This is a genomic window from Evansella tamaricis (assembly GCF_019042215.1).
Taxonomy (GTDB): Bacteria; Bacillota; Bacilli; order Bacillales; family Salisediminibacteriaceae; genus Evansella; species Evansella tamaricis.
The window spans coordinates 19550-40386 of sequence record NZ_JAHQCS010000054.1 but is presented as its reverse complement, the minus strand read 5'-3'; the positions used below and the strand labels follow the sequence as shown (position 1 = coordinate 40386).

Here is a 20837-nt window from a genome sequence, read left to right as displayed (position 1 = left end):
ATTAAATCAAGAAAGCGTTGTCAACAAAAACTTAACAAAAAGAGGCATTCCTGAACTCACTAAAAAATATGCCCACAAATGGTTGACGCAAACAATACTATTTAACCTTTTGTTCTTTCCGTCTTTATCGTGCTACAATAAGGAACGACATATAGATTTTCGAGAAGAAATGGGGTACCTCATCAAATGGAGCGCTCAAGTATTGTTCGTGAAGGAGCTATTTTACTAGGAATTTACTTATTACTAACTTTTATAACACTATTAATTCCCGTGGTTGGAATAATATCAATGTTTCTGTTACCTGTTCCATTCGTTTTTTTCACAAAAAAGTATGGATTAAAACCTGCGATCCTCTTCGGAATTCTTTCCTTTTTTTTCATCTTTATTTTTGTTGGACCAGTTGCTTTACCAATTACGATTAGTTTTGCTATAGGTGGTATAGTCATTGGTGAGCTTTATCATAGGGAAAAAGACGCTTTTGCCGTTCTTCTAGGAGGATCATTATCCTTTATATCCTCATTATTAGTACTTTATATTGGATCGATTCTCTTGTTGGGTGTAAATCCAATGGAAGAAATGCAAAACATTTTTACAGAATCCTTGGAAACAACAGAGGAAATGCTTATATTATTATCCATGGAAGATGATTCTGTACTTGAAGTTGCAGAAGAAATGATACAGCAATTTGTTTATGTAGCGCCAACGATAATCATTATGCTAGGAGTTTTCTTTGCCTTTGTAGTTCAATGGATTTCATCAAGATTTTTAATTAGAAGAAAATATACCATATCACAATTCCCTCCGTTTAGAGAATGGACTTTTCCAAGGGCATTTATCTGGTATTATTTAATTACTTATCTTTTTCTCTTAATTGGTACAGAAGTAGGATCACCAATGTATATAGTTATTGTAAACTTAAGACCAATCTTAGAGACAGTTATGGTTATCCAAGGATTTTGTTTTATGTATTTCTATTTTCATCATAAGAAAAAGTCAATTGTTTGGCCAATTCTTTTAACAATCACCGCGTTCCTTTTGCCAATTTTACTTTATATCATTCGTATCTTAGGTATAATTGACTTAGGATTCGAATTAAGGAAGCGTATGAACTCAAAGAAGTAGGAGTTGTAAAGAATGCCTAATTTCCTATTAAAAAGATGGCACGGCTATCACGTCATTGGATTATTTAGTATTGCCGTGCTATTTACAGGAATTTTAACAATATATCAGTGGAAGATAGGTATCTTAGGATTTATTTGCTTAAGTGTAGTCTTTTACTTGATGAAACGAGCCAAAACAGAGTTTGAAGATGAATTATCGGAATATATCTCTACGTTAACTTATCGTGTAAATAAAGTCGGGGAAGAGGCTGTTAGCAACCTTCCACTAGGTATTATTCTTTATAATGAAGAACATAAAATACAATGGGCAAATCCTTATATAGTTAATCTTAAAGCTGATGATTGTATTGGGAAACCATTAGAATACTTATCTGACTATCTTAAGGAATACTTTGAAGAGGAAAATGATCAATTTATTTTAAAGATTGAGAATCATAAGTTTAGAGTAATCCATAAACGAAATGAGCGTCTATTTTATTTTTTTAATGTTACTGAAGAACAAAAGATTAAAGAACTGTTTGAAAAAGATAAAACGGTTGTGGGATTAATTTATTTAGATAATTATGACGAAGTAACCCAAGGAATGGATGATCAGGTAAGGAGTAAATTATTAGCACATGTTACAGAAAATCTTAACAGGTGGTCACAGAGAAATGATGTATTATTAAGAAGAACTGCTGCGGATCGTTTTATCTCGATTTTTAATGAAGGCACCCTTTCAACTCTAGAAAGGGATCGTTTTACAATATTAGATGAAGTACGGGAGTCAACCGCAAAAGAGCGTATTGCTTTAACATTGAGCATAGGAATTGGAAGTGGAAGTTCCAAGATAAGAGAATTAGGTCAGTTAGCACAATCTAGCCTCGATTTAGCATTAGGAAGGGGCGGGGATCAAGCTGCAATTAAACAAATGAATGGAAAAGTCCGTTTTTACGGAGGTAAATCCAATGCAATGGAAAAACGAACCCGTGTTAGGGCCAGAGTTATTTCACATGCCATAAGAGATTTCATTTCAGACAGTGATAAAGTTTTTCTCATGGGTCATAAAAATCCAGACCTGGACTCTGTTGGAGCTGCAATAGGGATGTTAAAAATCGCAGAAGCGAACGGAAAAAACGGGTTTATTATATTAGACACATCGGATATTAATTCGAGTGTCGAGAAATTAATAGATCAGATTAAGCAGAAAAGGGAATTATGGAATAAATTTATTACTCCAGAAGAAGCTCAAGAGATGGTCACAGAAAAATCATTACTAATTATAGTAGACACACACAAACCATCTTTAGTAATTGAACCTTCGTTAATCTCCATTTCAGAAAGGATTATTGTCATTGATCACCATAGAAGGGGGGAAGAGTTTATTGAAGATGCCCTCCTTGTATATATGGAACCTTATGCATCCTCTACTGCAGAGTTAGTAACAGAACTATTGGAATATCAGCCCAAACATCCAAGACTGGATGTTCTAGAATCCACTGCACTACTTGCAGGTATCATTGTTGATACGAAAAGTTTTGCTATACGAACTGGTTCAAGAACATTCGATGCCGCTTCATATTTGAAAAGCAGAGGTGCAGATACGACACAAGTCCAACTACTCATGAAAGAAGACTTAGATCAATTCGTTAAGCGTGCTAAACTAGTGGAGAAGGCATTTATATATACAGGTGGTACTGCTATTGCATTAGGGGAAGAAGATCAAAATTATGGGCAGTTACTTATTGCACAGGCAGCTGATACACTTTTAACCATGAATGGAGTAGTTGCATCCTTTGTTATATCAAAACTAGGTGACGGGCGCGTAAGTATAAGTGCAAGATCATTAGGCGATGTAAACGTACAAGTTATCATGGAAAAATTGGGTGGTGGTGGCCATTTATCAAATGCTGCAACTCAAATAGAAGGAATAGAATTGGAAGAGGCTGAAGAATTATTGAAAGAAAAAATTGATGATTATTTCAAAGGAGGACAATCGACGTGAAAGTCATCTTTTTGAGTGATGTAAAAGGTAAGGGAAAAAAAGGTGAAGTTAAGAATGTATCAGAAGGATACGCGCGTAACTATTTGTTTAAGAATAATTTAGCTATTGAAGCTAACGCCGGTAATATGAAAACATTAGAAAAAAAACAAGAAAGTAAACAGCGCCAAAGGGAAGAAGAAGTAAAACAAGCTGAGGAATTGAAAGCAAAACTGGAAGCTATGGAAATTAAAATCAAAACAAAATCTGGAGATAACGGCCGACTTTTCGGTGCGGTAACAAATAAACAAATAGCAGAACATTTAAAGAAAATGAAAGTAAAAGTTGATAAGAGAAAAATAGAAATGGATGAACCCATAAGAACATTAGGATATACAAATGTTGCTCTTAAACTACATCCAAAAGTAACAGCAACGCTAAAAGTACATGTCATCGAAGAATAATTCATCTTTTGAACAGAAATGAGGGAATTTGGTCATGAGTGATCTTTTTACTGATCGCACCCCACCACAAAATATTGAAGCTGAACAAGCTGTACTAGGTGCTATCTTTATTAATGATCAAGCCCTTGTTACGGCATCTGAACGATTAGTACCAGAGGATTTTTATAGAGCTGCCCACCAACGTATTTATACAGTAATGTTATCATTGGCGCAAAAGGGAGAACCGGTGGATTTAATTACGGTGACTTCTGAATTACAGACAAAAAAATGGCTAGAAGAAGTTGGCGGAGTATCTTATTTAAGTGATTTAGCGGGGGGAGTACCTACAGCATCTAATATTGAATATTACAGTCAAATGGTAGAAGAGAAGTCTTTACTACGCCGATTGATTCGTGTGGCAACTAATATAGCACAAGAAGGCTATGCAGCAGATGAAGATGTAGACTCCATTTTAAATGATGCTGAGAAAACAATACTAGAGGTTTCCCAAAAGAAAAATTCAGGTGCTTTCATTTCAATAAAGGACGTTCTTGTGGAGGCATTTGATAAAATAGAATTATTACAGCACTCTGCTGGAGAGATCACTGGAATTCCAACAGGATTTACAGAGTTAGACCAAATAACAGCAGGTTTTCAACGTAATGACCTCATTATCGTAGCTGCAAGACCTTCTGTTGGTAAAACGGCTTTTGCCCTTAATATATCTCAAAATGTGGCAACTAAGACGGATGAAAATGTAGCTATATTTAGCCTTGAAATGGGTGCCGATCAACTTGTTATGCGTATGCTCTGTGCTGAGGGTAATATAGATGCTCAACGATTACGTACAGGGAAATTACTTGATGAAGACTGGCAAAAGTTAACAATGGCCATGGGGAGTTTATCAAAAGCAGGGATTTATATTGACGATACACCGGGTATAAAAGTTAATGAAATCCGTGCTAAATGTCGACGCTTAAAGCAAGAACGTGGCCTTGGAATGATTATGATTGATTACTTGCAGTTAATTCAAGGAGATGCCAGAAGTGGAGAGGGCCGACAACAGGAAGTATCTGAGATTTCCCGTTCATTAAAAGGGTTAGCTCGTGAATTAGAAGTCCCTGTTATTGCATTGTCTCAGCTCTCAAGGGGAGTTGAATCAAGGCAAGATAAACGCCCAATGATGTCGGATATTCGTGAATCAGGGAGTATTGAACAGGATGCCGATATTGTAGCCTTTTTGTATCGAGATGATTATTATGACCGTGAAAGTGAAAAAAAGGATATTATAGAAATCATTATTGCTAAACAACGTAATGGTCCTGTTGGTACCGTGGAACTGGCTTTTGTAAAGCAATATAATAAATTTGTAAATTTAGAAAAGAGATATGATGAAGGAGATATACCTCCGGGAGCCTAGCTGAAGAGCTAGGTTCTTTTTAGTAGGTAAGAATTTATAAGTTTGGGTACCTTCGCTACGGGGCACTTCGGAAGTGACAACCGAAGTCAAAAGCGGACTTCTAGTTGTCATTCCTCCACTGCCCTCCGCTCGTGACCATAGGCGCTTACGCTTTTCTTATAATCACGAACAAAAACCTTTAATCATATTTATATTGTTCGGATATATTATTGACTATGTGATAGTTAACTGATAAACTAACGTTGGTTTTCATGTTTAACGGATAAGTGGTAAAAACTAAAAAATGTTTATTAATTGTAAGATAATAAAATAAGGAAGATTAAATGGAGGTGCTCACATTATGCCATCCGTAGTAGTGGTTGGAACACAATGGGGAGACGAAGGAAAAGGGAAAATCACTGATTTTTTATCAGAGCAAGCAGAAATGGTAGCAAGATATCAAGGTGGTAATAATGCCGGTCATACCATTGTATTTAATGGAAAAAAGTATAAACTACACCTTATCCCTTCAGGAATTTTCTATAATGAAAAAACATGTGTGATAGGAAATGGAATGGTTATTGATCCAAAGGCTTTGATAACAGAATTACAATACTTGCACGATCAAGATGTTGATACGAGCAACCTTCGAATTAGTAATCGCGCACATGTTATTTTACCTTACCATTTGAAACTAGACGCAGTGGAAGAAGATAGTAAAGGTGTTAATAAAATTGGAACAACACGTAAAGGAATCGGCCCTGCATATATGGATAAAGCTGCGAGAGTTGGCATTAGAATTGCTGATTTATTAGATAAAGAAACGTTTAAGGAAAAATTAGAGTACAACCTTAAAGAAAAAAATCGTCTATTTGAAAAGGTTTATGAAGTGGAAGGATTTAAAATAGAAGATATTTTAGAGGAATATTTTGAATATGGACAGCAGTTTGCCAAATATGTAATAGATACTTCAGTTGTTTTAAACGATGCTCTAGATGCGGGAAAACGTGTTTTATTTGAAGGTGCACAAGGTGTGATGTTAGATATAGACCAGGGAACCTATCCATTCGTAACTTCTTCTAACCCAATAGCAGGGGGAGTAACAATCGGTTCTGGAGTTGGCCCTTCAAAAATAAATCATGTAGTAGGTGTTTCCAAAGCGTATACTACACGTGTTGGCGATGGCCCTTTTCCTACAGAACTGAAAGATGAGTTAGGGGACCATATTCGGGAAGTTGGTAATGAATACGGAACGACAACAGGACGCCCAAGGAGAGTTGGGTGGTTTGACAGTGTTGTTGTTAGACATGCACGCCGAGTGAGTGGCATTACAGACTTATCGTTGAATTCCATTGATGTCTTAACTGGGATTGAGACTCTAAAAATATGTGTAGCTTATAAATATCGTGGGGATATCATTGAGGAATTTCCAGCTAGTTTAAAAATCCTTGCAGAGTGTGAACCTGTGTACGAAGAACTCCCAGGATGGACAGAAGATATTACTGGAGTGAAATCACTTCATGACCTTCCAAGAAATGCACTATTTTATTTGGAGCGAGTATCCCAATTAACAGGGATTCCATTAACTATTTTTTCTGTGGGACCTGACCGTAATCAAACGAATTTAGTCAGAGGAGTATTTGCATAACAATAAGGAAAATAGCTGTCTCTAGAGAATTTTATACAACTAGAGACAGCTATAATACTAAATGGAATAAATTACATTAAAATAACAGACATCTATTTCAGAAAAAGAAGTTGCAATATAAGCTGGAAGGTGATAAGATAATTCTTGTCGCCAAGGAATGAGACCAATCAAGGTTATCGATGCATTATTGCAGTTATGAATAACCACAAAAATTGGCCCGTTGGTCAAGTGGTTAAGACACCGCCCTTTCACGGCGGTAACACGGGTTCGAATCCCGTACGGGTCACCAATATATAGATTTACAAAATATATAAATATAATGTATAATAACCAGAGTAACCTCACATACTAAAAAAGTAGTCACTTTGATCGCGGGATGGAGCAACGAGCGAAGCATCATCGAATAAACTTCGAGTTGTCTCGACGCATACACTACAAAGCGATACTAGAAGAGGAAGAGACAGTCTGAATCTTCGATCCGAAAACTTTCATATCGTCGCGGGGTGGAGCAAGGAGCAAATCTTCTCCGAAAAAGCAGCGACTTGTCCCGACGGATATTACTACAAAGCTTAGCTAGTAGAGGAAGGGACAACATCACTGAAATAGCATCATCCAACAACTTTCATATCGTCGCGGGGTGGAGCAGTCTGGTAGCTCGTCGGGCTCATAACCCGAAGGTCGGTGGTTCAAATCCGCCCCCCGCAACCAATTATATTCCCATGAGAATTAATACAAGCGCTCGTAACCACTGAGTATTTTAATAGTTTTAGAAGCTAATTTTTTTTTATTTTTTAAACATTAGTATCATAAAATAAGGTCCCGTGGTGTAGCGGTTAACATGCCTGCCTGTCACGCAGGAGATCGCGGGTTCGATTCCCGTCGGGACCGCCATTTATCTTATAACCCCATTTTGGCTCGGTAGCTCAGTCGGTAGAGCAATGGACTGAAAATCCATGTGTCGGCGGTTCGATTCCGTCCCGAGCCACCACTACTAAATTAGCTGGCCTAGCTCAATTGGTAGAGCAACTGACTTGTAATCAGTAGGTTGGGGGTTCAAGTCCTCTGGCCAGCACCATTACATAATATAAGCTTAACTACTAAAATATGTAGTTAAGCTTTTTATATTGTTTAACTATTTAGAGAATACAAGTCTATATGATCCATCAAATTACGACATGAGACATCATGTACTCTAGATAATTTCATCAATATCATCAACTAATAGTAGAAAAGTTTCAATAGTATGTCTAATTAGTAGTATTTTTGATAAAAATGTAACATTAGTAATACAGTTTTTTTACGTTTTTAACTGTAGTCTCCCATATCTACTAATTTATGATAAAATGACACATGCTAATAGATGGGAAATATTATCTATCAAAACAAGTTTAATAATCTGAATAATATCTACCCTGAATGTATAGGAGGAAAATAATGAGACCAAGTCAACTTTTCTTATCTGATTCAACCATGACTGGTATGTTGATTTTTGCAGGAAAAAAATTAATGGCAGTTTTAATTATACTATTATGTTTCATGATTTTTTATACATGGGAAGTATCTGCTAATGAAGAAGGGATTGATAATCCATATTCCATTGAAACAGTCTATCATGTTTTCTTTGGAGACGAGAGAGTTGGAGTAGTAGATGATCCGAATTTAATAAAAGAATTTGAAAAAGATTTCATAGAAAACTATTCAAAGAAATATGAAGGTTACATTCTTCGTTTGAATAAAGACTTATACTTAGTACCAGAGATAGTATTTAATGATCAGTCTAATAATGAAGATACGCTTGAATCATTAGAAAAATCATCAATCATTTCGGCAGAATCATTTGAATTACAAGTTGGAGAAGATTTTATTGGGCAAATAAATGGAAAAGAGGACATGGAGCAGCTATTGAAATGGATTACCCTTGAATATATTTCCGAAGAAGAATTTAACCAGTATAGATCCTTATCCGAAACAGAAGAAGATTTAGAAGAACTTTTTGTTGGTGATGAAAGAATCTTAGATATTAGTTTTTCTGAAGAAATTACTTGGAAGGAATCTTTGGCTGATCCTGATGATATACTGAGTATAAAGGAAGCTTTTGAAATCATCACGAACGGAGTTTTAGAGGAAGAGGTATACACTGTAAAAGAGGGAGATGTGTTAAGTTCAATTGCCAGTGAACATGATCTTTCTATGGAGGAAATAAAAGAAATCAATCCTGAAATTTCAGAAAACACATTATTACAAGTGGGAGATCAATTAAAAGTTACGGTGTTAGAACCTTTGACTTCCGTTTTAGTAGAAAAGGAATTAAAAAAAGAAGAAACAATAGAATATGACACAGAAACAATAGAAGATAGCGATATGTGGCAGGGAACTAGTAATGTAAAACAAGATGGTAAAGAAGGAATCAAAGAAGTACATTATACCGTTACATATGAAAATGGACGGTCTGTAGAATCAAAGGTAGTTTCAGAAAATATAAAGAAAGAACCGATTAATAAAATTGTGGTTAGGGGAACTAAAACTTCACCTTCACGTGGAACAGGTCAACTGTCGTGGCCGGCTGTAGGTGGATATATATCCAGTTACATGGGTAATAGATGGGGAAGGTTTCACAGAGGGATTGATATTGCACGGCCATCAAACTTTAATATCCTAGCAGCAGATAATGGAACAATAAAATCAGCTGGCTGGGAAAATGGATATGGGAATACCATTCGAATAAATCATAATAATGGAATGGAAACTTTATATGCACACTTAGAAAGGATAGACGTTAGTGTTGGTCAAACAGTTGGAAAAGGACAAGTTATTGGTAAAATGGGTACTACTGGTAACTCAACTGGAATTCACTTACACTTCGAAGTAACGAAAGATGGTGAATTGAAAAACCCAATGGATTACCTAAACAGATAAATAATTTGCTTTAAACCCTCTAAGCAATTTTAGCTTAGGGGGATTTTATGATAAATAATCGTAAAACAGACAATAATCACTATTTCCTGATATTAAAAAAGTTTTGATGAATGTGATAGAATATAGGAAGTATAGGATGATAAATTTAGTCTTATAAGACTACAGGAGCTGGTAAAAACGATGGATAAACAAAGAATTCTTGTCGTGGATGATGAACAGCCTATCGCTGATATTTTAAAGTTTGGCTTAGAAAAAGAAGGTTATGAAGTAATATGTGCATACGATGGAAATGATGCAGTTGATAAAGTCAAAAAGTTTACGCCAGATTTAATATTATTAGATATTATGCTCCCATATTTAGACGGGATGGAAGTTTGTAGAGAAGTTCGAAAAACATTTGATATGCCTATCATTATGCTTACAGCAAAGGATTCTGAAATTGATAAAGTACTGGGGCTTGAACTAGGCGCTGATGACTATGTAACAAAACCATTTAGTACAAGGGAAATTATTGCTAGGGTAAAAGCAAACCTTCGTAGAAATCAGAAATCAAAAGAAACAGAACACGGGAAAAAGAATATTGAAGTGGGACCTTTATTAATACAACCAGATGCCTATCTAGTATCGAAACGGGACGAACCAATTGAACTAACCCATCGTGAATTTGAGCTTATTTATTATTTAGCCAAACATCTTGGTCAAGTTATGACTAGGGAGCATTTGCTCCAAGCCGTATGGGGATACGATTATTTTGGGGACGTCCGAACCGTTGATGTTACTGTTAGAAGACTCAGGGAAAAAGTAGAGGATAATCCAAGTCATCCTACTTGGATTGTAACCCGTCGAGGCGTTGGATATTATCTAAGGAATGCTGATCAGGAGAAGTAGTATGGATAAAATCAGTATTTATAAATCGATCCATGTAAAAATCGTAATTATTTATGTTCTTTTAATACTTATTGCCATGCAAGTAATAGGGGTTTATTTTACTGGTAAACTGGAAGATGAGTTAGAAGAGAACTTTTTGGAGACGTTGACAGAACGTGCAAAATTACTTTCATATAATGTGGAACAAGAAATGACTAGGGATCAAGAAGAAACAGAGCGGACTCTTACTTCCCGCGTAAGCAGTCTTCTATTTGAACTATATAATATCGAAGGTACAGATGTACAAGTAATCGATTCTCATAACACAGTAATAAGTGTTACAAATCCTACTCAAAGACAAAATATCGGAAAACGAACAACAAACTATTTAGTAAAACGGGCACTTTTTGGTATAGAAGGTACAGACACTGCAGTTAATCAATCAGGGAATCTTATTAGAGTATTAGCGATACCAATACATTCTGATGATACTATTATTGGTGCCATTTATATTGAAGCATCGATGGAAGAGATATACGAGCAAATGCAACAAATTAATCATATATTAATGACAGGCACAGTGATCGCTCTTGGTATAACTGCAATATTAGGTATCCTTTTAGCAAGAACTATTACAAGACCAATTGTGGATATGAAAAGACAGGCCGTAGTTATGGGGAAAGGTGATTTTACTCAAAGTGTTAAAGTTTATGGTAATGATGAAATTGGACAATTAGCAAATGCATTTAATGTTTTAACCAACAAACTCCAAGACGCAAATGCAACAACAGAGGGAGAGAAGAGGAAGCTTACATCCGTTTTAACACATATGACAGACGGTGTCATAGCTACGGATAAAAATGGTAATGTTATATTAATGAACAAGCGGGCAGAAGAAATGCTCCTTAAAAAACAAGAAGATGTTTTGCAAATGGAACTTACAAAGGTATTAAATTTAGACAAGTTCTTAAAATTAGAAGATCTTTATCGTTTTACTGACCCTATTCTATTAGATTTTGATAACGCGGATCATGAATTAATTCTAGAAGCACATTTTTCGATAATTGAAAAAGAAAATGGAAATCAAAACGGATTGATTGCAGTTTTACATGATGTGACGGAGCAGGAACGTATCGAAGACGAAAGAAGAGAATTTGTTGCAAATGTCTCACATGAACTAAGAACTCCACTCACATCAATGAAAAGTTATCTGGAAGCATTAGCTGATGGGGCATTGGAAGATCCAGAAATTGCACCGAGATTTATTAACGTGACACAAAATGAAACAGAAAGAATGATTAGGTTAGTTAATGATTTGTTACAACTATCAAAGATGGATAGTAAAGATTATCAAATGAATATTGCAACCATTAACCTAACATTGTTTACAGAACAAATCGTGGAACGATTTCAGATGTCAACCAAAAATGAATCCATCTTATTTAAAATAAAAGTTCCAAGTAAAGATGTGTTTATTATAGGTGACAGGGACAAATTAACACAGCTAATGGATAATATTCTATCGAATGCAGTGAAATATTCCCCTGAGGGAGGAACAATTTCATGTGTAGTAAAAGAGGAGAAAGAAAGAGTGATTGTAACGATAAAAGACGAAGGCGTGGGAATACCTAAAGAAAATATTCCATATGTGTTTGACAGATTTTATCGTGTTGATAAGGCTCGCTCAAGAAATTTAGGAGGTACTGGATTAGGACTAGCCATAGCAAAGGAGATTGTGCTAGCCCACGGAGGTAATATTTGGGTTAGTAGTGATTGGGGTAAAGGTACGGCTATCTCATTTAGTCTTCCATATGATGAGGCGGTGAACGAGGATGAAGATGATCGAACATATTAAAACCGTCATACTTTGGTTGCTCATTATAAGTAGTGTTTTTCTTACTTGGATGATTTGGACGTATCAACCTGAATACAAAGTATTGGAATCATCAGAGACTAGTTTTATTGAAAGTGAAAGAATTGGGGAAGAGAGAACAATATCCTCATTTTTAATACCAAGTCAAATTGTTATTCATGAGGAAGAGGATCAATATTGGCTTCAGCCGTTAGAAGAAACTTATCAAGAAATAATGGAAAATGTTCGTAATATTGAGGTTGATCAACTCATTCCAACATATACAAAACCTCCGTCAATGGATAATCAATATAAGGGTATTGAGTTAATATTCTCTCAAAAACTTCACAAAAGTTGGTTACAGCGTATTGTAAACATGAATGAAATTGATATTCCATTGGAAACAATCGACAGAATTCTTATTTATGTAAATGAGAAATCCACGGATCCAGAAGTGATTATACGTTTTATTTCCTTTGAAGAAGAAATGATGTACCAAGGTAATACACAAATATCAGAAAATCAACTTCAGTCTTATCATACTGGATTTGAAAATGAATTATATGTACCAGTCAGAGCTTTGGACTTTAATATGAATTTAGAGAGTTCCTACCGGAAAATCAATTATGTACCTTCAGAGGGTTTCAGTATGAAAGGTTATACTTATTTCTCTGTAAATTCTATAAATCCTGATTCATTTAAGCAAGCATTGTTTGGAGATCCTGAATTTGTTAAACACTATTTCCAGGGAAATGATGAGGTCTACACGGATGGAAATAGAATTATGTATGTTGTGGAAAACAGTAATGTATTAAGATACGCTCACCCAAGGTCAGGCAGTACATTAACCATTCAGGAAGGGAATGTGGTGGAAGACAGTATTGATTTTATTAATGGTCATTCAGGCTGGACTGATAAGTATCGAGTAGATTATTGGAATCACTCGAACTTAATTGATCAAGTCATTTTCAGAATGACAATGAACGGACTTCCTGTATTAGGAATTAACAATAATAGAGTAGAGTATTATACGATGGAATTAAGAAGAGATGTGAATCAAATCACGGAATATACTCGTCCTTTATTTACTATGGAAGAGGAGGACTACGTTCCCCTTGAATTGGAATTCAATATCCCATCTTATGATCGGATCATGGAAATAATTGAAGAGAGTGAAACAATTGAAATAGATCAAATCGAAGATATAAAAATAGGATATTTCATGGAGAAAAGACAGTCATTTACGACATTTAAACCATCATGGTTTGTGAAGGAAAGAGATAGATGGAAACTTGTCAGTCGGGAAGAAGGTGGTCTAAATGGATTGGAGTAAAACAAAATCAATTTTTATTGCCACATTCTTTTTACTGAACCTTTTTTTGGGATATCAACTTATAGAAAAACAAAGCGACAGTAATTTAAATATGCTTACACAGTCAACATTACAGGAAAAACTTCAAGAGAATGAGATTAATATTGCAATTAACAATTCGGATGAAGTAAAATCAGGGTCACCAATAACTGGTTCATTCCGTACCTTTAACCAACTAATCCTTACGGAGCAGTTGGAAAATCAGGAAATTGAAGTATTAAGAGATGAAACGATTTATTCCACTTTAGATACTCCATATCGGTTAGTGGAAGGAAATATCCCCGCAGTTGTTAATTCTTTTGTTGAACAATATGTTCTTTATGGGGATCAATACGTTTTTACTGTTTACAATGAAGAGGAAATGTATATTGGAATGCACCAAACATTTGAAGGAAGAGCAATTGATAATCATAAAGAAGGGCCATTTCATTTAAAAATAAATCTAAATGAAGACCTGGAAATTATCAGCTATCAACAAATGTTCATGGATATTAGTCCACAAGGGAGAGAGCAAGACTTACTGTCACCTGTAAAAGTAATTGAAATTCTTTTTAATGATAACTATATCCCTGCAAATACAACTATTGAAGAGGCAGAATTAGGATTCTATAATCCACTCCAAGGAATGGTTGATTTGGAGTTTCGCGTGTTTGCACCCATGTGGAGAGTGTTAGTGCAAGATACATTTTATTTTGTAAATGCAATAAATGGGGAAGTACAACCAATTAATATTCAGGAGTGATGCAGCATGAGTTTAAGAGTGAGTGTGCTCGCAAGCGGAAGCACCGGGAACTCCATTTATGTGGAGACAGATGATCAATGCCTCTTAATCGATGCTGGATTGAGCGGGAAAAAAATGGAGCAATGTTTTGAGCAGATTAAATTATCTCCCTCAAAATTAAATGGGATTCTAGTAACTCATGAACATAGTGATCACGTGAAAGGTGTAGGAATCCTTGCGAGGAAATATAAACTACCAATCTATGCAAATACTCGTACATGGAAAGCAATGGAAAACGGGCTTGGAAAGATTCCAGTGGAGCAGAAGTTCCATTTTGAAACCGGAGTAACAAAATCATTTGGAAACATAGATGTTGAATCCTTTGGAGTATCCCATGATGCAGCAGAACCAATGTTTTTTACCTTCCATCACAATGGTAGAAAACTCTCAATTGTAACAGATACAGGTTATGTTAGTGAACGAATTAAAGGGATCACAAAAGGATCAAACTCATTTGTTTTTGAATCCAATCATGATATGGATATGCTTAGAATGGGGAAATATCCTTGGAGTGTCAAACGTAGAATATTAGGCGATGAAGGTCATGTATCCAATGTGGACGCAGCTATTGCATTAAGTGAGATACTGACAGATGATCCAGTAAATGTGTATCTTGCTCATCTGAGTCTTGACAATAATATGAAAGAGTTAGCCCGAATGACTGTTCATCAAACGTTGGAGGAGAAAGGGTATGAGATTGGAAAACGTGTGAAACTATTTGATACAGATCCTTTTAACCCAACACCTCTTACTGCAGTGTAATACTATGTATGTTTAATGTATCACATTAAAGGTAATCCTATTGTTGTGTGAAAAATAATCGAAAATCTCGTGCACTAATAGACGTTTTTATTACTAGTTTTGTAAAATATAATTGTCGGTTTCGTACACATGACTTTTCTCCACTAAACAAAGAAGCTAAACAATAGAGGAGGGTTTTTAATGGGATACTATGATTATGAACCAACAAGAAGAGAACAGAGAGGAACTAAAAAATCAGCATTGTACTCTTTCTTCAGTGCCCTATTTGGTGCATTAATCGTTGTTTTTACTATTCCTGTGCTGGCCAATTATAATATATTGCCCTATGAAATTGTTCCAAAGGGGACTCATCAAGTCTTGGATTCGATGGAGCAATCAAATGAATCAGAAACTGCAGTAACCGCAGCAACAAATACAGTAAATATATCCATGACTTCTGAAGTCATTGAAGCGGTTGACCGTGTTTCGGAGGCAGTAGTTGGTGTTGTCAATGTGAGGCAGGCGTCTACTGGAGGGTTTTTTAGTTCTGGTGGAGGAGAAGGAACCGGTTCAGGTGTGATTTATAAAGTCGAAGGTGATCGTGCCTTTATCGTAACCAATCAACATGTTATAAACCAGGCGAATCAAATTGATGTGACATTGAGTAATGGGTCAAGAGTACCTGCGGAGCTTGTAGGGGAAGACACGTTAACCGATTTAGCAGTTCTAACTATAGATGCAGAAGACATTGATACCATTGCGGAGTTTGGCAGTTCTGATGTTCTAAGAGCAGGTGAACCTGCCATCGCTATAGGGAATCCCCTATCCTTTGAAGGTTCTGTAACGTTAGGTATTATTAGTGCGGTGGAAAGAAGTATACCAGTGGATACAAGCGGTAACGGGCAGCCTGATTGGAACGCAGAAGTACTTCAAACGGATGCTGCAATTAATCCCGGGAACAGCGGTGGTGCATTATTAAATATTCAAGGAGAAGTAATTGGAATAAATTCCATGAAGATTGCACAGTCTGCTGTGGAAGGAATTGGTTTTGCTATTCCTACAGCCATTGCAATACCTGTTATTGAAGATATTGAAAGATATGGAGAAGTCCAACGTCCGCAGATGGGGGTAATGATCAGTTCCTTAAATGAGATACCTAGTTTTCACTGGCATGATACACTGGGCCTTCCAGAGGATGTAAAAGGTGGTGTCTACTTACAAGGGGTTACACCTAATTCCCCTGCAGAAATAGCGGGACTTCAAGAAGGGGACGTTATTGTGGAATTAGACGGTGAAGAGATACGTGACGGCCATGATCTTAGGAAATACTTGTATACGGAAAAACGAATCGGCGATACATTAATGGTAGGTTTTTATCGTAACGGGGAAAAGCAGGAAGTGGAGCTAACTCTTCAAATGCAAGTATTTTAAATCAAAGGGGACCACTCTAATTGTGGTCCCTATTTTCATCTAATATTATGCCATTGATTAACAGTTATCCACAATTGATGTGATTAATATGGAATGGTATAGTAAGGAATAGTTTAAATTTGCTTCAAAAAGGAGCGGGTATCGATGTACTATAGCTGTCCAGAACATATTGATTTAGCGCTAGACGAGACTGTTGATGAGACGTCAATGCCTCCGGAATTAGATCTAGTGGAGGAAACGAACAGTAAAGAAGTTAGATGTTCCTTTTGCAATGAACAAGCAAAATATAGAATTCATGTGGATAAACCCCAGTGAATTTGTGTATATGTGGATAAGTGTGTGGATAAGTGTGTTTGGGAGGGGGGGTATTGTGAATATCTCTATTATTACAGTAGGAAAACTAAAAGAAAAGTATTTAAAACAAGGTATAGAAGAATATTTAAAGCGTCTTTCTTCTTATGCAAATGTCCAAATTGTAGAAGTAGCAGATGAAAAGGCTCCGGACAACATGAGTGAAACGGAAACAGACATGATAAAAGAAAAAGAGGGCGAGCGGATTTTAAGTAAGATAAATCCGGATACTTATGTAATGGCGTTAGCCATAAAGGGTAAAAAGTGGAGTTCAGAGCGCCTTGCAAAGGAAATAGACCACTTAGCCACCTACGGTAAAAGCAAGATTGCCTTTGTGATTGGAGGATCTGTCGGATTAAGCGATGCAGTTTTAGGGCGGGCCGATGAGCAGCTGTCCTTTTCCGAGATGACATTCCCACATCAATTAATGCGGTTAATTCTAGTGGAGCAAATTTATAGAGCATTTCGGATTAATAGAGGTGAACCGTACCATAAATAGAGGCAAAAAAAGTTGTAAATAAGGTGGTATTTTATTGTCGGAAGCGGGTATTGAAAGTGATGATTCTTCTTCATTATCCGTTTCTCGATAGAGCTTGTGTATAAGTGTAAATGTCTTAGATATGTTGATCTCTGTAAAGTCTAAGTCGATTTCAATCTTATTAAGCATTCGTGAACGTTCCTTAAATTGTGTAATCGTAATTTCGTTAATTAGAAGATGAAGCAAATGTTTTTTATTGTCTCTTGTTGCATTCTTATATACTAAGAGGAATCGTTCTAATAGTTTTTCGATAATATCTGGTTGAATAATTTTTGTTTCAGTAGAACCTAAATGTATAGTTATCTCATTTTTCCTTTGCTCTAACTCCTCTTTTTCTTTAGCAACCTTTTGTAACCTTTCTTGTAGAATTGCTGTAGGAAGAGTATTCTTTTCGAATGCTTCCAAATATCGGTTCTGTAATAACTCTACCTTAGACAGTTGATCTTCAATCTGTTCTAACTCTTTCTTAAGCAGACTAATAGAATCAACGGAATGCGAGTTTATATCTTGTAGCGTTTTATATAGCATTTTCTTATTGGAAAGGAAATTATCAATTCTGTTGATAACTGCATCTTCCGTTTCATACGCTTTTATGGAGTTTGCTTTACAAGCGGAAGATCCTTTATTGTGGAAATTACCACAAACATAATAACGGTGCTTTCGTTTGGTTCCATCTTTACGAGTATATGTAGTTATGGAAGGAACCATTCCTTGGCCGCAATCAGGACAACGTAATAGAGTACTGAGTAAAAAAGGTTCATGTGATTGACGCTGTTTAAATGATTTGCTTTTTCTCCTTTCTTGTACAACACTCCACATAGCATCTGAAACAATGGCTTTGTGCTGACCTTCAACAAGTATAGGATTAGGGTTTTTTCCTCTTCTTCGCTTCGTATCCCAATTCTCAACCTTTAACCAACTAATTTTTCCATTATAGATAACATTATCTAAGATGGTTGCTACCCCATTGATGGAGAAGTGGCGATTGCGTTTAGTTCTATATCCTGCTTTATTTAAGTGATTAGCAATTGCTTTTAGACCTTTACCATTGGCATATAATTGATAGATTAGTTGCACTATTTCTGCTTCCTTTTGGTTGATAACAAGCTCCTTTTTAATAGTTTCATACCCAAATACTACACCACCGTTCCACGATCCTTCTAATGCCCTTTGCTTCATACCGAGCTTAACATTTTCTGAAAGAGTGTTTCTCTCCATTTCTGCAATTGATGCCATTAGTTGAACCACTAAACGACCAATAGGGCTTCCTGTATCGAAGTTTTCTGAGTAAGAAATAAACTTTACTCCGAAATCTTCAAATTTGTCTAATAGTGTAAGAGTGTCCAACATATTGCGTGAGAGACGAGAAATTTTCCATACTAGAACGGCTTGGAACTTATCCTTTTCAACATCTGCTACAAGTCGTTGCATAGCGGGTCGACCTTTAATATTTTTACCAGAAATTCCTTCATCCACATACTCTTCTGCAACTTCCCAACCATAGAGTTGAGTGTATTGACGAAGAGTCTGTAACTGGGCAGAGATACTATATCCCTCAGTTGCTTGTTCTTCTGTACTTACACGGCAATATATTGCTACTTGTTTTATATCATTCATTTAAATCCTCCTTTTTAATTTTATTATACACAAAAAAAGAGAAAGCATGTTCTGCTCTCTCATCCCACACATGTATTTTTTTCCTGAAGTTGGTCGTAACCAAAGTTATATTCTATTTTCTTGACGGTACGATCTTTACTTGTTTTTCCATTGTTAATGTATATGCAATCAATGAAGAAATGTAGCAATTCCTTTTTATCCTCATTTGACATTAGATGGAAAAACTGATCAAAGTTTTCAAATGCCAAACTAATTTGCTCACTTAAATTAATTCTATCTCGTTGTTGTAATTGTTTTTCAAGAGTTTCAACAAATTCAAGGAGCTGCTTTTCCTCATTTTCAATATTCTTCATTTGTTGTTTGAACGATAGTTCGTTCATGGTACCTTCACACACCCATCCTACAATTCTTTCTTTTTTGCTTTCTAAGTATATTAGTTCCTGTTTCATGGATGCTAGTTTCTCTTCAATAGGTTCCACTTCACTAGCAATAGACTGAGTGGTTGCTTTGATAACAGACGAGGTAAATTTCAGTGATTGTATTTCTTGAACAAAGTGGCTGAAAACAAACTGTTCTGCATAATCTTTGTTTATAAGATTGGAAGAGCAAGCACATGATCCACTGTTCTTGTTTTTGCTGCATTGGTAGTATTTATACCTGGAGCTACTGTTACCTTGAACCATAGGAGAGTTACATTGGGGGCACCTTAAAAGTCCAGAGAGGGGATATGAACCGGGGTGGACTTTTTGTGGTAAATAGCTTTTTAGTCGCATAATTTTTTGTGTTTGATTCCAAAGTTCATCATCAACTATCCTAGGATGTTTCCCTTTCCTATAGGTGTTTTTCCACTTCAGATTACCTATATACACCTGATTTGTGAGGATTGTCTTCACAGCGGTAATTGTCCAAAACTTGTTGTTTTTAGTCAAGATACCTTGTTTGTTGAGATCGGAAGCTATTTTTCTGTAACCCCATTGATCCATTCCGTATTTTTCAAAAATGTACCGTACAATCTTTGCCTCATCAGGTACCAATAGGAGTTCTTTGTTTTCTGAATAATACCCATAAACTTTCCCTCCATTGAAGTTCCCATTTTGTGCATTCTTTTCCATTCCCATTGATGTTCTGAATTTAATATTGTCTTTTTCTAGTTCTGCAATCATGGCCATTATGTGATACAGAATTTTTGCATGGTTGTCTCTTGTATCAATATTATCAGCAATGCAGATAAGGTTCCTCTTTGCTTTTGTAATTTTTTTGTAAACGTAAAGTGCATCAAGATTATCCCTTGCAATACGGTCAGCTTTGAAAAATATGACATACTCGATGTTCTCTTCCCTATCAAGAGCATGATGATACAACTTTTTAAATTCCTTTCTTTTGCTCATGGTTTCTGCCGATTCTGCCCCTTCGTCGTAAATTTTAACAAGGGTTAAATTGTTGTTTTTGCAGTACAATTCAATTTCCTCTTTTTGCTTTTCAATGGAAGTATTATCTAGTTGTTTGTCTGTGCTAACACGAACATAGCCAATGGCTCTAGGCATATTGTTTTTCCTCCTTTACAGAAATTAGTTGCTTTTCAAGTTCATCCTCATATTTCAGAAACAAGTCTGACAATAAGTTAATGAACATTTTTGCTCTGACTATCTTTAGTTCCTCGTCTGTTGCTAATTGTTGCTCAAGTTCATTATTCAAATCAATAGAGGGGGAGTTTTTCATAAGTGGTCATCCTTCCTGTTTGAGGTTCTTGCGAGGAGGCATCTAATTGGAATAACACTAGATGACAATTTCATTTTTAGA

Annotated in this window: 17 protein-coding genes and 5 tRNA genes; 19 read left to right on the top strand and 3 right to left on the bottom strand. The window is 35.9% G+C overall.

Features of this window, described 5'->3' with window-relative positions; genetic code table 11:
- The first annotated feature begins 186 nt into the window (after positions 1–186).
- From KS419_RS04065 to rlmH, 19 genes are all read left to right on the top strand, one after another.
- Positions 187–1122 carry a YybS family protein gene (locus KS419_RS04065; RefSeq protein WP_217064802.1) on the top strand — a complete coding sequence of 312 codons (936 nt, stop codon included), beginning with the start codon at positions 187–189 and terminating at the stop codon, positions 1120–1122.
- A 12-nt stretch (positions 1123–1134) separates the two neighbouring features.
- On the top strand, positions 1135–3105 hold the full coding sequence (locus KS419_RS04060) for a DHH family phosphoesterase (RefSeq protein ID WP_217064801.1): 1971 nt from the start codon (positions 1135–1137) through the stop codon (positions 3103–3105).
- Complete coding sequence (rplI, locus tag KS419_RS04055) at positions 3102–3545, top strand: 50S ribosomal protein L9 (protein WP_217064800.1); 444 nt, start codon at positions 3102–3104, stop codon at positions 3543–3545. Before KS419_RS04060 ends, rplI begins: the two co-directional genes overlap by 4 nt.
- 34 nt (positions 3546–3579) lie before the next feature.
- Positions 3580–4944, top strand: a complete 1365-nt coding sequence (gene dnaB / locus KS419_RS04050; RefSeq protein ID WP_217064799.1) for a replicative DNA helicase — start codon at positions 3580–3582, stop codon at positions 4942–4944.
- A 340-nt stretch (positions 4945–5284) separates the two neighbouring features.
- Positions 5285–6571 (top strand): adenylosuccinate synthase, encoded by a 1287-nt coding sequence (locus KS419_RS04045; protein ID WP_217064798.1) that lies wholly within the window; start codon positions 5285–5287, stop codon positions 6569–6571.
- 214 nt (positions 6572–6785) lie between these two features.
- Positions 6786–6860: transfer RNA gene (locus tag KS419_RS04040), tRNA-Glu, on the top strand.
- Between the two features lie 342 nt (positions 6861–7202).
- Positions 7203–7279: transfer RNA gene (locus KS419_RS04035), tRNA-Met, on the top strand.
- 107 nt (positions 7280–7386) lie between these two features.
- A tRNA-Asp gene (locus tag KS419_RS04030) sits at positions 7387–7462 on the top strand.
- Positions 7463–7483: 21 nt separating this feature from the next.
- Positions 7484–7559 (top strand) — tRNA-Phe (locus tag KS419_RS04025).
- Positions 7560–7570: 11 nt separating this feature from the next.
- Positions 7571–7646, top strand: a tRNA-Thr gene (locus KS419_RS04020).
- 359 nt (positions 7647–8005) lie between these two features.
- Complete coding sequence (locus KS419_RS04015) at positions 8006–9487, top strand: M23 family metallopeptidase (RefSeq protein WP_217064797.1); 1482 nt, start codon at positions 8006–8008, stop codon at positions 9485–9487.
- A 180-nt stretch (positions 9488–9667) separates the two neighbouring features.
- Positions 9668–10375, top strand: coding sequence for a response regulator YycF (yycF, locus tag KS419_RS04010; protein ID WP_217064796.1), 708 nt, complete (start codon positions 9668–9670; stop codon positions 10373–10375).
- Between the two features lies 1 nt (position 10376).
- Positions 10377–12209 carry a cell wall metabolism sensor histidine kinase WalK gene (walK, locus tag KS419_RS04005; protein ID WP_217064795.1) on the top strand — a complete coding sequence of 611 codons (1833 nt, stop codon included), beginning with the start codon at positions 10377–10379 and terminating at the stop codon, positions 12207–12209.
- Positions 12187–13539 (top strand): YycH family regulatory protein, encoded by a 1353-nt coding sequence (locus tag KS419_RS04000; RefSeq protein WP_217064794.1) that lies wholly within the window; start codon positions 12187–12189, stop codon positions 13537–13539. Before walK ends, KS419_RS04000 begins: the two co-directional genes overlap by 23 nt.
- Positions 13526–14320: a two-component system regulatory protein YycI gene (locus KS419_RS03995; protein WP_217064793.1), complete on the top strand. Its 795-nt coding sequence runs from the start codon at positions 13526–13528 to the stop codon at positions 14318–14320. The genes KS419_RS04000 and KS419_RS03995 overlap by 14 nt, the downstream gene beginning before the upstream one ends.
- A 6-nt stretch (positions 14321–14326) precedes the next feature.
- Positions 14327–15121, top strand: coding sequence for an MBL fold metallo-hydrolase (locus KS419_RS03990; RefSeq protein WP_217064792.1), 795 nt, complete (start codon positions 14327–14329; stop codon positions 15119–15121).
- A gap of 180 nt (positions 15122–15301) precedes the next feature.
- The gene (locus tag KS419_RS03985) at positions 15302–16531 is read left to right on the top strand and encodes a S1C family serine protease (RefSeq protein WP_217064791.1); all 1230 of its coding nucleotides are present in this window, start codon (positions 15302–15304) and stop codon (positions 16529–16531) included.
- Between the two features lie 144 nt (positions 16532–16675).
- Positions 16676–16846, top strand: a complete 171-nt coding sequence (locus KS419_RS03980; protein ID WP_217064790.1) for a CxxH/CxxC protein — start codon at positions 16676–16678, stop codon at positions 16844–16846.
- A gap of 55 nt (positions 16847–16901) precedes the next feature.
- Positions 16902–17381: a 23S rRNA (pseudouridine(1915)-N(3))-methyltransferase RlmH gene (gene rlmH / locus KS419_RS03975; protein ID WP_217064789.1), complete on the top strand. Its 480-nt coding sequence runs from the start codon at positions 16902–16904 to the stop codon at positions 17379–17381.
- Here rlmH and KS419_RS03970 read toward each other — a convergent pair.
- Genes KS419_RS03970 through KS419_RS03960 form a run of 3 tightly spaced genes read right to left on the bottom strand, consistent with a single transcriptional unit; the run spans position 17322 to position 20756 of the window.
- Positions 17322–19037: a recombinase family protein gene (locus KS419_RS03970; RefSeq protein WP_246593646.1), complete on the bottom strand. Its 1716-nt coding sequence runs from the start codon at positions 19035–19037 to the stop codon at positions 17322–17324. The genes rlmH and KS419_RS03970 overlap by 60 nt on opposite strands.
- A gap of 59 nt (positions 19038–19096) precedes the next feature.
- Positions 19097–20581, bottom strand: coding sequence for a recombinase family protein (locus tag KS419_RS03965; protein ID WP_217064788.1), 1485 nt, complete (start codon positions 20579–20581; stop codon positions 19097–19099).
- Positions 20574–20756 carry a hypothetical protein gene (locus KS419_RS03960; RefSeq protein WP_217064787.1) on the bottom strand — a complete coding sequence of 61 codons (183 nt, stop codon included), beginning with the start codon at positions 20754–20756 and terminating at the stop codon, positions 20574–20576. Before KS419_RS03960 ends, KS419_RS03965 begins: the two co-directional genes overlap by 8 nt.
- Between the last annotated feature and the right edge of the window lie 81 nt (positions 20757–20837).